The 13,340-nt window shown below is 36.6% G+C and carries 8 protein-coding genes; 4 read left to right on the top strand and 4 right to left on the bottom strand.

The annotated features are described in order from the left end of the window. Nucleotides 1-311: 311 nt before the first annotated feature. Nucleotides 312-1,364 carry a PKD domain-containing protein gene (locus ACFOUY_RS08765; RefSeq protein ID WP_378960128.1) on the bottom strand — a complete coding sequence of 351 codons (1,053 nt, stop codon included), beginning with the start codon at nt 1,362-1,364 and terminating at the stop codon, nt 312-314. 45 nt (nt 1,365-1,409) lie between these two features. Further along, nucleotides 1,410-1,865 (bottom strand): RagB/SusD family nutrient uptake outer membrane protein, encoded by a 456-nt coding sequence (locus ACFOUY_RS08760; protein ID WP_378960154.1) that lies wholly within the window; start codon nt 1,863-1,865, stop codon nt 1,410-1,412. 321 nt (nt 1,866-2,186) lie between these two features. Here ACFOUY_RS08760 and ACFOUY_RS08755 point away from each other — a divergent pair, with 321 nt between their 5' ends. Beyond that, nucleotides 2,187-2,342: an integrase core domain-containing protein gene (locus ACFOUY_RS08755; protein WP_378960153.1), complete on the top strand. Its 156-nt coding sequence runs from the start codon at nt 2,187-2,189 to the stop codon at nt 2,340-2,342. Nucleotides 2,343-2,882: 540 nt separating this feature from the next. Here ACFOUY_RS08755 and ACFOUY_RS08750 read toward each other — a convergent pair. Further along, on the bottom strand, nt 2,883-3,131 hold the full coding sequence (locus tag ACFOUY_RS08750) for a DUF4287 domain-containing protein (RefSeq protein WP_378960127.1): 249 nt from the start codon (nt 3,129-3,131) through the stop codon (nt 2,883-2,885). Between the two features lie 719 nt (nt 3,132-3,850). Between ACFOUY_RS08750 and ACFOUY_RS08745 the strand changes: the two genes are divergently transcribed. Next, a complete protein-coding gene (locus ACFOUY_RS08745) occupies nt 3,851-4,366 on the top strand; it encodes a glycosyl-4,4'-diaponeurosporenoate acyltransferase CrtO family protein (protein ID WP_378960126.1) in 516 nt (171 codons plus the stop codon). A gap of 102 nt (nt 4,367-4,468) precedes the next feature. Continuing rightward, the gene (locus ACFOUY_RS08740; RefSeq protein WP_378960125.1) at nt 4,469-4,690 is read left to right on the top strand and encodes a hypothetical protein; all 222 of its coding nucleotides are present in this window, start codon (nt 4,469-4,471) and stop codon (nt 4,688-4,690) included. Nucleotides 4,691-5,814: 1,124 nt separating this feature from the next. On the opposite strand, the gene ACFOUY_RS08735 is transcribed toward ACFOUY_RS08740, so the two are convergent. Next, nucleotides 5,815-10,104: a PAS domain S-box protein gene (locus ACFOUY_RS08735; RefSeq protein WP_378960124.1), complete on the bottom strand. Its 4,290-nt coding sequence runs from the start codon at nt 10,102-10,104 to the stop codon at nt 5,815-5,817. Nucleotides 10,105-11,320: 1,216 nt separating this feature from the next. On the opposite strand from ACFOUY_RS08735, the gene ACFOUY_RS08730 reads away from it, so the two are divergent. Further along, nucleotides 11,321-13,312, top strand: coding sequence for an ATP-binding protein (locus ACFOUY_RS08730; protein WP_378960123.1), 1,992 nt, complete (start codon nt 11,321-11,323; stop codon nt 13,310-13,312). Nucleotides 13,313-13,340 lie beyond the last annotated feature (28 nt).

The following is a 13,340-nucleotide window of genomic DNA, read 5'->3' as shown; positions in this document are numbered from 1 at the left end:
ATCATACTCAATATACAACTTTCAAAATGATAGAACCTCTATCAATATGTAAAATCATCAAAAGAGAGATGAACCCACTTCGGGCATCTCTCTTTAAGCTGAAAGGAAAATTTACTCAACTGTTTGTATATATTTGGTGGCGTAGAAAGAAGCTTCTCTGCTCAGTTAATTTACATTAGCACAGATATGTGATAATTTTGTTGACAAGCTTTCTTTAAAATCTTATATCAAAGCCACGTTATTGCTGATGGAATTGCATTGAATAAATATAGCTTTTTCGCTTTGGGAGGCATGTTTTGCATTATTTTTAATTAAGGAATAGTTATAGAGGTGGTCTTAGCAGATTTATATTTACCACTTGGATCCGTTACAGTTAGCTTTACTTCATAGCTGCCCGCAGTAGCGTATGTTCTCGAAGCGTTGGCTGTTAAAGCTGTGCTATTATCTCCAAATGTCCATAGATATGTTGTTCCATTAGTCGATGTACTTGTCACATTTAACTGTTTACCTGCTATAACGAAGGTAAAATCTGCTGTAGGCAATGTAAATGAGGTTGTTAAGACTGTTCTGTTTAAATCCTCTGTAACACCCAGAGCTGTCAAACTTATCGAATATGGTCCTGCACTTGCATATAGATGTTTCGGAGACGCCTCATTGCTGGTGGTGCCATCACCAAAATCCCAGATATATTTCAAGCCATTTTTTGAAGTGTTCGTAAAATTAATCTGCCTTTCTATTAATGGATCGCTGATAGATGTAAATACCGCTTCTGGAAATAAAAATTTAGTATCAATTAATATTATGGTAGTACTGAGATTTCGATTGACTTTAACGTCGGGGCTTTCTATCTTTAAAGCTATGGCATATTTTTTACCTGGATTGGCTGCAAGAAAGGCCAAATCAACAACTAAATTGAAAGTGCCCAAAGTTGCTCCACCCGATATTACTGCAGACGATGGAATTGAGTATTTTCCTTCCGGTAACGAGACAGCATCAAGAATTATATTTCTTTTTGCCTGCAACCTGGGAATTGTATCGTTGTCGACTTTTATATTAACATTGACACTTTCCTTTATTGAAAGGCCACCACGACCTACCCCTAGAGGAATGGTTAACTTATTACCGGCCACATCTGCCTGATATCTGTAGGTTTGGCCGGGTATGGATACCTGAGATACCCTGTAAATACCATCGAGAAAACCATCGTAACTTATTCTTTCAGCTGACGAGGTTGCTGTCATATACAATGATTGATCCGGAAAAACAGCTTCTTCTACTTCTATAGAACTGCAGCCCGATAACATTGCATATCCACATAGTACGAGTGCAATGAATTGTGTGCGTGTAGATTTTAATATTGACATTTAAGTATAGTTAAATTGAACTTGAATAATAGATGATTGGCTTCCTTACCATAAAGGATTTTGCACTAATCCCCTGGCAACCGTCAGTTCTGTGTAAGCTATAGGATATAAGTACATTTTTGCATTAAAGAACCGTCCTTCAACTTTAATCTTGCTGTGCGCAAAAGTATTTCTGGTAGTTCCAGTTATGTTTACGCCTAGTACATCAGCTTTTAAATTAGTTTCATCCATCCAGCGTCGCAAATCCCAATAACGGTGATCCTCAAATGCAAGCTCAACCTTTCTTTCATTTCTAATTCTTGCCCGCATATCCAACTGACTTAATCCATTAGGCAGAGGGGGCATACTAACCGGGCTTGTTGCTACAACCCCACTACCTCGGCTACGAACTAGATTTACATACTTGGCTATATCAGGATTGCCAGGACTATATTCATTCAGCGCTTCGGCATAGTTAAGGTAAACTTCCGAAAGGCGGAAAAGTACCCAATTGTATAAAATTAAAATTTACTTAATTTATATACTAGCCGTTAAGCATAGTCAATAAAAAACCGTCTTCCCTGTCTATTTGAAATATGGTTTACAAACCAATGAGCTATTTTTCCAGTTTATTGGCTTCTCTGTATTGCCACGCAGAACACTTATTGCAGCGTCCAATGAGGCGAAAGTTATCTCCCTTTATACTTACACACCATTTCAGATAGAGGAATCCAGTATTGTTCGCAGAACTACATCGCGCTGCTGAATGATGACCGCGTAGCAATAAGCATAACCCAAAGTGACAGTCGTTACGAAAATGAACTTACCTAAAGATTCAATGGAATTATCAAAAATGATTTCTTTCCAAAAAAAACATATCAAAACCATAAGGACGCACAGAAAAGCCTAATGACTATCATCGACAATTACAATCTAAGACGACCTCACTCCAGTATTGACTATCTAATACTAAATGACGCGCATACGTTAGGTGAATGAACCGCTGTCAGTTGACCCTATCCCACCAATAATAATTTCACTATAACAACTTAAATTCCAGCCAAATCACAAAAATCATAAAAGTGGAAGGACGGGGATCAAACAAATTGGTTGGTCCATTTTATCGATAAGTTGAAGGTACACTGTTATTTCAATGAAATTAGACGAATTGCGCAGTGACTCGTTTATTTGCTAATCCTCGGCACCTACTATCAAATAAATAATCAAACCGCTCCAGCGCCGCCAATTATAAAAACCAGTAAATAAAATATACTGTTCGGTTTCCATCAGCGATAATCCAAGCCTTTGATAAGCGGTAAAAACCTAATGCTATTAAAAATAAACCTCCGCCCAGACATTTATGCTCTTGCATCAATTTACATGCCTTGATAGTTCCGCACTGCTTTTTGACAGTCACTGATTATATCCAAAAATTACATGATTCACCGGCTAGCAGGTATACATGGACCTGCAAAAATTAAAAAATCTTGTGACTTTCTTGAATTAAAGCTGTCTGCAAGAAATAAAATCAGCAAAAATTTAACTGTGCAAATTTTGTGCAAATAAAAAGCCACACTCGGACGGAGTGGAGCTAACTGATTGAGCATCAGATCCCTCTGCTGGGCTCGAACCAGCGACCCTCTGATTAACAGTAATTTGAGTGGCCTTTACTCCAACCTTAACTTTTCCATCTTGAATAAATCCCTTTTGGGCTGCAAGTTTTTTAAAGTCTTCCACGCTTTTTCCTGTTTTTATCCTGATGTTATCAATATATGCTTGAAACGACATAAATTATTTTTTTAGTTTTTTTAAAAGTTAGTTAACTGCATGCCAATCATGCAGGGCTTATGAGACAAAGCATGGGGTGAAATGCGACAATAATAGGTCGAATAGAATAGGATTTAAGAATGGCCGTACCAAGCTGTTTAGTTATTAGCTCTTGGGTGAATATTACACTAGGTCAATCCCTGTTCCGTTTGTGTTTTAAATGGGAAAATGCCAATCTCCTCATGGCTCATCTCTAATGTCAATTTTGATTTTTACATTTTTCTTTTCAAATTCGTGATAGAGTTTGGTCACATCAGCTACCTCAATGGTCAGGTACATTCCATGGCATGAAAAGGGCTTGTTGGCTTGGATAATCACGAAGGAAAACGAATCTCTGACAGTATACGCTTGCAAGAAATAAAAGTTAGTTCTATGGGGTCAAATTTATTAGTTTGTCTACTAGACACGAAATCCTCGGATTCAGAAATCAAGGAGTCCGCGAAAAAACCTCTGGCAATGTTAAAAAAAATTAATAAAAAAATGCAATCAAAGATTTATTAAAAAACATATATTACACTGCGCTGATTGGGTTAAACGTCTCAAAAAAACCATAAAAAGATTTCAAGCCCTGGTGCCCTTAACAGTGAATAAAGAAACTTCTTTTATAAATGATATTTTATTTTAAAATGCAGGTAAATCCTTTATTTTTACATCGTTAATTTCGCTCAAACCTTTGAAAAATGATCAAGTACCTGACTTTCAGCTTTGCCATTTCCGTTATTTCTTGGATTGTAGGTATGGTAATCAACGCCGTACTCATCAAGACCGAATTCTACAAAAAGAACCTGACAAAGTTTAATTTTATCACAAATGAAAATCTAAACAGGTACATTGGGATTGAACTGTTCAAGTGGATCACCATACATTCCTTTTTCAGATATTTCAACCCGAAGTTATCGGTTAAAAAAAAGATCAGACCAACAGAACTACCTGAGCTGCGCAATGAAATGACCATCGCCGAAATCAGCCATTTAATAGCTTTCTTCTTTGTGAATGTTTTTGTTTTGATAAAACTTATTGGGGGAGCTTATTTATTCGCACTGGTCATCCTGCTGGTGAACATCGTTATGAACCTATACCCTACCTTGCTACAACAACAAAACAAAAGGAGAATCGATAAATATGGCACTATGCTGGCAGCCAGGGAAGCGCACCGCATCCGTACACTTTCCTCAGTAAGGGCCACCGCTCAATAGCATAGTTAATGTTCCATTGATTCGGCTCACGGTATCGCCTCGATTGATCACGCTATGTAAATTTTCGGATGTCCATAACCGTGATAAAAATTAAACATCCATTTGGAACATTGTAATAAAATGCAGGAAGAAATGATTGCAAAAACTCCTGCCAGTGAAAAGGAGTTCAACGAAATATTATTTAGTTATGGAAATGCTAGCTATCTATATCATGCTAATGCAAATCTTTTTACGCCGAACATAGAGGATTATAATGAGTGGCTATCTGGATTAGAACTAATGGCAAAAAAGCGATGGAGAAATGCGGATTTGATGAGTGTTTAAACGCTCTATCTTTTACACGATATGTTAATGAAAAAAATGATATTGGCATGGATGAATATGTAAAACGATTGATGGGAGAGTAAAACTTCGCTTCTCATAAAAATATAGTTAACAATCCCAAATAACTAACGAAAGGGTGATAATTTTGATGAGCGATTTTTAAATCCTTACAGGTAGCTTTTGAAATTAGACAATTAAACAAGGTTCACATCCAAGCGAGAATTACGAAAAGCCTCAAATTTTTGTTAGGATTTTTTGATTCTCAACAAAATACATTTTCAACCTAAATCGCCAGAATCTAAATTTATAGTGTATATGGGATTTTTTTCACAGTTTATAAATCCTAGATTTAAACTATACTTTAGGTGCAAATGGAAACCTTCTGAATAGATTATTGTTCATAGTTACCTGGAAGATAGGCTTATGAAAAAGAAATTTACTATTCAGAATTTTAAACAGTCACTCATTATAGCAACACTCTGCTCTTTAATATTTTATTTATTTGAATCAAAAAAAGACATAAATTGGGTACTAATGGCAATCATGTTTGTAATTTTTTTCTTGATCACCTTTTTCTTCAGAAGTTTTTACAGGTATTTTCCAGAAGCGCGGGAGCAAATATTAAAAGGAAAAAATAAGTTTAATTAAGATAATAATTTTTGCCCTCTGATAAGTATTCCACAAGATAACTTCAACCTCTTCACATCCCCCTAATAGTATCTCAACTATTGTATTTTTTCTACTAAAGAAGTCCTTAAATCACCTACATGTAAGCACCGAACTGTCTTAAAAAACGAAAGCATTTATCCCATACTGTATCTCTTTCTTTCAGCTGTAAGTTTACTTGCACGAATTACGGCAAAGAGAAAAAATGTCTCAAAAAAGGAAAGTATCCCTGCCCTATCTTCTTTTAGCTGTTAATTTTAATGTTAAGTACGGCAAAAGAAGAGGATAACTTCTGCAGCTGTATGGAAGAGGACAACCGAAGTGATAAGATATACATATCTTCCTCTTCCTTAAATATTTGACACTCCTAAAAACGAGCCTTTTCCGAATTCACTTACAGTGAGATAAAAAAAACATGAGCTGTTATATTACATTTTAAAAGATTTGGTTACCTACGATTATAAATATTTTTCTGTTAAGATTTTTTTAAGGATTAACACCTCGTCTATAAAATCATTTGTAAGGTCAGCCAACATCGGGAAATCAACTTGAGTAATGGCTTCTAGTTTAGAAGAATATTTTTGCAGCAGCATCAATCCGGCAGATGAGGAAGTTCCATAAATTTTATGTCCAAGCAATTGGATATTTTCTATATCGCCTATTTTAGCCAGTTCCTTTAGTTGTTCTGCTACCTCTTCTAATTGCATAATGGTTAACGATGCAATTTTTGCAAGCTTTTCTTTATTCTCGCCATAATATATGCTTAATCTTGATGGATCGAAATGCTCATCACCTTCAGCATCCGATTCGATTGCTATAGGTTTATCATCAGTAAGTTTTCCCATCCATTTATTTATAACCAATTCTAAAGCGCCTTGAAAGATTGGTTTCGTAATAAAATCGTTCATACCTGCATCCAAACACTTTTCACGCTCACCAGAAACATTACCAGCTGTTACCGCAATAATTGGCGTATGTTTTTCCGTTTCCAACTCACGGATAGCTTTTGTAGCTTGCAGCCCATTCATTACTGGCATTTGCACATCCATTAAAATAAGATTTGGCGCATGTTTGATAAAACACTCTAAACCATCCTTGCCATTATTTGCTTCAATAATTTCTATTCCATCCAACATATCTGAAATTAAGCTTCTGGTTAAAAATCGGTTTACTTCGTTATCTTCAACTATTAATATTTTTACTTTTCCGGTATCCGTTCTTATCACCGCTTTCGGTTCTTTTTTATTTGAGGCGACGTTTGTTTCAACATCTTGTTTAATATGCAATTTAGATAAGGCATCGTACAAATCGGGCATTTTAATTGGCTTAACCAGCCTGCGGTTAACGTGCAAAGTTTTGCTGGATGTAATTAATGTATTATCATCCGCCGAACTGTGTAGTAAAAGTATTGGCAAGCTTTCATGCGATTCAAAGAAGCTCTTTCTGATTTTATCTATCGTTTCCAAACCATCCATAAAGGGCATGTGGTAATCCATTAAAACAGCATCATACAATCTTCCTTCGGCTAAATACTGCAATGCCTCAAAGCCACTTTTAGCCAAGTCGGTATTAATGCCTTTTAAGTTGAGCATATCTCTAAGGAAATTCCTGTTGTTATCATTATCATCCACAATCAGAACGTTTTTAACCGCATCAATTTCTTTCCACTCAATTGCATCACCCTTTTCGCATTCAAGCCAGATGTCGAAATAAAATGTACTACCTTTTCCTGATTCACTTAAAAGTTCTAATCTGCTTCCCATCATCCTCAACAACTTGTTAGAGATGGTAAGCCCTAGTCCGGTACCTCCATATTTTTTGGTAGTTGAAGAATCCTCCTGTGCAAATGCCTCAAATATTTTATCCTGTTTATCAGCTTGTATACCAATACCAGTATCTCGAATACTGAATCGAAACATGCATTTTTTAGTATCTTCTTCTAAAATTTCTACTTTCAATTCTATCTCACCACGTTCGGTAAATTTAGCTGCATTACCGAGCAAATTGGTTATTACCTGTTTCAAACGAACATCATCAGCCCATACAAATCGTGGCAGTTGCGGACTTAAGTTTAGTAACATTTCCAGGTTTTTTGATTGAATTTGATACGTGGTAATATCAGTGGCCTGACAAGTCATTTCATATAAATCGCACTTATCAATATCCAGTTCGAATTTTCCGGCTTCGATTTTAGAAAAATCTAAAATATCGTTGATGATGTTAAGGAGTGCCCCGGCAGATTGGCTTACAATTTTGAGGTACTGCTGTTGAATTTCGTCGAGCTTAGTTTTTAAAACCAAATCGGTAAAGCCAATTACACCGTTTAATGGCGTTCTGATTTCGTGGCTCATATTAGCCAAAAATTCAGATTTTGCCAGGTTAGCCTCATCGGCATGTATTTTTGCAGTTCTAAGTTCTTCACGCTGGGCAATCATACCAGAAATATCTTGCGTAAAAATCATCATGCCACCAATTTCAGCTTCAGAACGATACCAAGGCCGCATTTCCATGGTTATGAAATGCTTCTCATCCGTTTGAGAATCTATAAAAATATCTTCCTCTCGCCTATCAATTTTGCCTTTTAAAATTTCTTTGTGCCTTGCCTTTCGTTCTTCATCCAAATTTGGAAACATTTGGTAGTGTGAAGCACCAATTAAATCGTTGGTTTTAAATTTATAATCATCAATCCATTTCTGGCTAACTGCCAGATATTTCATATCATTATCAAGCATAGCAACCGCTGCCGGTGTATGTTCTATAAAAGCCAAGAGGCGAGCTCTTTCAGTAGAAAGTGCCTCTTCCATTTTGTTTTGATTGGTGATATCAGTAGCCACACCAAGAAAACCGATTACTTCGCCTTGTGGGTTGGTAATTAAAGAAACAATTAGCGAAACATCGAACTTATTGCCGGTTTTGGATACGAAACTCAATTCGTGTTTGGCAGAAGAATTTTTCTTAGATATCTCAAGGAAATACTCAAAACCAATCAGGTCATTTTCGAAAACTTTAACGGCAGGCTCCTGACTTTCAATTTCATGCCTGATGTAAAGCATTTCAGGATTTTGCTTCCCAATCATTTCTGCAGCAGCATATCCAAGCAAACTTTCTGCACCTGTATTAAAAACGGTAATTATACCATTTAAGTCAGTTGCTATAATGCATAAATCAGAAGCAGCATTTAATACATCGTCCAAAAGTTTTTTAGATTCTGCCAACGCAATTTCCGATTTTTTATGTTCATCTATATCTTGGAAAGTACCGTATAAACGTGTACAAACGCCATCTTGAAATACTGCATTTCCAATAGCCCTAACCCAAATATCTCTGCCTTTTGCAGTTGTAATTTCCAACTCCAAATCATAAGGTTCACCAGTTGTTACATTATTCTGGAAAGCCTTTTCAATCTTCTCTCTACTTTCTCCAGGCTTATAAAAGCTAATGGCAACGGAAATGTCTGGCACAAAAGATTCATCCACTTCATGAATTTCTCTTGTTATTGATGTCCACTCTATTTTATTGGTAGCCATGTCCATCTCCCAACCACCTACTTTCGCAACCTTATTGGTTTGTTCCAAAATGCTCTTTGTTCGAAGTAAATCTTTCTCAAGAGCATGCTGTTCAGTAATGTCAACAGCATTACCAATAACATAAAAACCCCCAGTATCATCTTCCTGCACCACGTTTGAAAACATCCACGTTCTTTCGCTGCCATCTTTAGCTGAGGTTAGCATCTGACCTTTTGCAAATCCTTGTTTTTGTATTAATTGAAGATATTGGTCGAGATATATGTGCCTGTTTCTTGGAACAATATCGTAAAGTGAATATCCATCGAGTTCGACCTTTGTGTAACCCAGGATTTTTGCTCCAGATACGTTCACAGAAATGAATTTACCCGCCAAATCGTGTGTACACATTAAGCCTTGCGAATTTTCAAAGAATAGTTTAAACTTTTTCTCGCTTTGTAGCAGCTTTTGCTGCTTATCAAGCTGTTCAGTTATATCCCTACCAATAGCAGAAACTTTTCTCGTTGTAGGCACTATTGTTGCAACCCATTCTATTGTTTTAAAATCATTTTTCGCGGTTCGCAATCGATGTGTAAATCCTATTCTGCTTGCACCTTTTAGTAAACTGCCAAGTTTAGCTTTGGTGTACCATTTATCTTTTTTATGCACAAAATCGTACAGCAGTTTACCTAAAATCTCTTCGTTTTTCCAGCCAAGAATACGTTCAAAACTTGGATTTACGTTTTCCAGATTTCCATCTAAGCCGCATATGCAAATCAAATCTTCAGAAAGCTCAAATATTTCAGAGAAGTTCTGTAATTCAGTACAGCTCCATTCTTTATTTAATTTTCCGATTTGAGAACATAACTGGCCTATTGCCTCGATTTGTGAAGCTTGTAAAGGTTTTTCATCTTTATCCAACAAACCTAGTAAGGCGGATACTCCATCAGAGTCATTTTGTATGGCGAAAGTGTAAAAAGTTTTGTAAGGTTTTAGATACGAAAAATCACTAGCTAGGAATGTGTCGAAAGCTAGATTATTTTGGGATGTTTTTTCGCGACTATTGGATAGTAACGAATCAAATTCTGCTTCAGATAAAATATCGGTGCTGTGCTCGGGCATATTACCATAGACATCAGTGCCGTTAGAAGTGAGAAAAAAATATTCTAAGCCAGAGATTGACTTCGCAACAGAAGCAAGGTCGCTAAAATGACTAATCGTGTCAGATTTTATGTTACTTAACATAGAGATGGTTTTCTAATTATTTGGTTAGTCAAGATCGGATCGTCCTGGAGATGATTTGAAGTTAAATCAAGTTTTGGTAAAATACATAAATTTTATCCAATGTCATATGACTTCCTTGTTCATAACGATTCAATTTTTTTGTTTATATATTATTTACCGCAGTAAGTATATCAACTTCGATATCTTTATTTTGCGGTGGCTGCGTCTGGCAAACTTGACTTCAAATTTTCGATAAAGCTTATTTGCGGGAACGTTTTTATGGCATTTTCTGCGCCACTCTCTTTGGAATAGGTACCACAGTGGTCATGAAGGTGGAAATACTGTCCTGCGCTATTACCCCGATCTCCATATTATTCAATAACGGCTTTAATATAATAGCTTGATGAACATCCAATTTTAGTTTTTTATTTGTTTTAATGATTATAGAGTTATTTATTTAATTTTTGGGTGCTTTAATGTGGTGAATAATCCTATGCAAATAAAACTTCTTACAGACTCTATATTTTATCAAGATTTCCTAAGTGATGTAGCCAAATATATCGTAAAACCTGATTTCTCAGAATGATACGGCGCCAGGATAAAAGTGATGGTAATCATATCTTTCTAATACTCATTGAATCTATCGGCGATCTTTCCGATTGATGAGCTTTTATGCTCTTATCAAAACTATTGACTCATATCTGTTTCTTTACCCAAACAAATGTTGATATCTGCGAATAAATCAAAATATGGAACACGCGATTTCGCTAAAATCGAACATTAAAAATGCAATAGAAGGGCTGTTTACTATTGATGACCCAAGGCAATATAATCCATAAACTCAGCTGCATGCAAAGTTTTCAAATTTGAAGAATTTGGGATCCTTGTGGATAAACCAATCCATTTGACCCCTTCTCGCCAATTTACTAATATGCAGACAATCAAAAATTTATAACAAATTAATTTCCCGTTATAAGGGATTAATCTACTCCGGTTTATCCAATAATGACCAGTTCGCGTTAAGATAAAGGCTTTTGATGCATAAATGTTATCGAATGTTACCAAGTTAAAGATGTAATTAATAACTAACTTGTAAATCAGATTGTAGATCGGTTAGAGAGTTTAACTGCACCTTATTTTTATAAAAAGATAAAAAAGTTCATGATGATCTTTTTGGACCGAACTTGCGTAGCTAATATTATTTATTTATTAACCCGTTTTCTTACATTTGGTTTCTATGAAAGCTCAGTCCAAATTATTACGCGCTGGTGGAGAGATGGGGGAACTGACCCGTTCCTTCGATTGGTCTAAAACACCCTTAGGAGCAGCTGACTTATGGCCCCAAAGTTTATTAACTCTTTTGAACGTGGTTCTTAACTCTAAATTTCCTATGTTTTTGTGGTGGGGACCAGGACTGATCCAATTTTACAATGATGCTTACCGTCCAAGTTTGGGATTCGAAGGAAAACACCCAAGAGCACTGGGTCAACGGGGAGAAGAATGCTGGCCTGAAATATGGCCGGTTATCAAGCCTATGATTGACCAGGTCCTTTCTGGAGGAGATTCGATCTGGCATGAAGATCAGCTCATCCCAATATTTCGCAATAATAAATTGGAAGATGTTTATTGGACTTTCAGTTATACCAGAGTCGAAGATGAAATGGGCGATCCCGCGGGGGTGCTCGTTATCTGTAATGACACAACCAATACAGTCCAAAACATAAAAACAGTTACCGGGGCAAACGAAAAGTTGCGTATTGCTCAGTTACAAGCGGAAGGTCAGCGTGATAGATTCAACCGCTTCTTTATGGAAACCCCTGTCGGGATTTGTATCCTTGATGGGGCCAATCTGGTTTTTGAGCTGGTCAACCCACTTTATCAACAACTTTTTCCGGGCCGGAAATTAATGGGCAAGGCTTTATTGGATGCCATACCAGAAATCAAGGGACAACCAATTTGGGATATTTTACAGGAGGTTTTTCAAACAGGGAAAACTTATGAAGGGAAAGAATTGCTAATTCCCCTGGCCCAATATGAAAACGGCCCAATTGAAGACCGATATTTCAATTTTATTTATCAAGCTAGAACTGATACCCAAAATGAATCAGATGGTATACTTGTATTTGTTATAGAGGTTACAGATATAATATTATCCAAACAAGAATTGATAAAAGCTCAGGATACCTTAACAATGGCCGTAACAGCTGCGCAATTGGGAACTTTCGATCTTGACATTAAAAAAGGGACTATGGATTGGGACAAGCGCTGCCGTACGCTTTTTGGCATCAGCCATAACGATACGGTTGACTATGAAAAAGATTTCCTGCCGGGTCTTCATCCCGCTGATAGAGATAGGATCGAGACAATAGTCAAGAATGTATTTGTCAAATCGATTAGCAACGGCCATTACGATGTGGAGTACCGCACCATAGGTGTAGAAGATCATCAGCTAAGGTGGGTTAGAGCCATGGGCAAGGCTTATTTTGATGAACAGGACGAACCTGTTCGATTCATCGGCTCGGTAATGGATATAACGGAGCGAAAGCAGGATGAAATCAGAAAAAATGATTTTATCGGGATGGTAAGCCATGAGCTGAAAACCCCGTTAACCTCGCTTACAGCGCTGTTGCAAATGTTAAATTCGAAGCTAAAAAATAGTGCTGATCCTTTTGTTGTAGGGGCAATCTCAAAATCGAATACCCAAGTAAAAAAAATGGCAAATATGATTAAGGGGTTTCTTGACATTTCGCGTTTGGAATCTGGGAAAATACATATCGAGAAAGAACATTTTGCTTTGAATCAGCTGACCAAGGAAATTATTGAAGAGATTAAACTTACAGTAACCAGCCATTCTATCGATCTTTTGCCCTTTGACCCGCTTGATATTTATGCCGACCGGGATAAGATAGGATCTGTTATAACCAATCTGCTTACTAATGCTGTAAAATATTCACCGAAAGGAAAAATTATCCAGGTAGTGTTCGGTAGAGACCAGAACAGTGTGCAAGTTAGCGTTAAAGATCATGGAATGGGCATAAAACCAGATGATATTGAAAAACTCTTTGACCGATATTATCGAATAAAAAGCAAGCATACCAACAATATTGCCGGTTTCGGAATAGGCCTATACTTATGTGCGGAAATCATCGAACGCCATGAAGGAAAAATCTCTGTTGAAAGTAAGTCGGGTGAAGGTTCTACCTTTACATTCACGTTACCATTAACATAATTTAGTATTTAATTTAACGCTTATGTTT

The sequence above is a fragment of the Pedobacter jamesrossensis genome, assembly GCF_042650905.1.
Taxonomy (GTDB): domain Bacteria; phylum Bacteroidota; class Bacteroidia; order Sphingobacteriales; family Sphingobacteriaceae; genus Pedobacter; species Pedobacter jamesrossensis.
This window is presented reverse-complemented; position numbering and strand designations above follow the sequence as displayed.

Excerpts from the sequence above, each read along its gene's own strand:
- ACFOUY_RS08765 (WP_378960128.1), bottom strand. The coding sequence starts at position 1,364 with ATGTCAATATTAAAATCTACACGCACACAATTCATTGCACTCGTACTA.
- ACFOUY_RS08735 (WP_378960124.1), bottom strand. The coding sequence starts at position 10,104 with ATGTTAAGTAACATAAAATCTGACACGATTAGTCATTTTAGCGACCTT.
- ACFOUY_RS08745 (WP_378960126.1), top strand. The coding sequence starts at position 3,851 with ATGATCAAGTACCTGACTTTCAGCTTTGCCATTTCCGTTATTTCTTGG.
- ACFOUY_RS08730 (WP_378960123.1), top strand. The coding sequence starts at position 11,321 with ATGAAAGCTCAGTCCAAATTATTACGCGCTGGTGGAGAGATGGGGGAA.
- ACFOUY_RS08750 (WP_378960127.1), bottom strand. The coding sequence starts at position 3,131 with ATGTCGTTTCAAGCATATATTGATAACATCAGGATAAAAACAGGAAAA.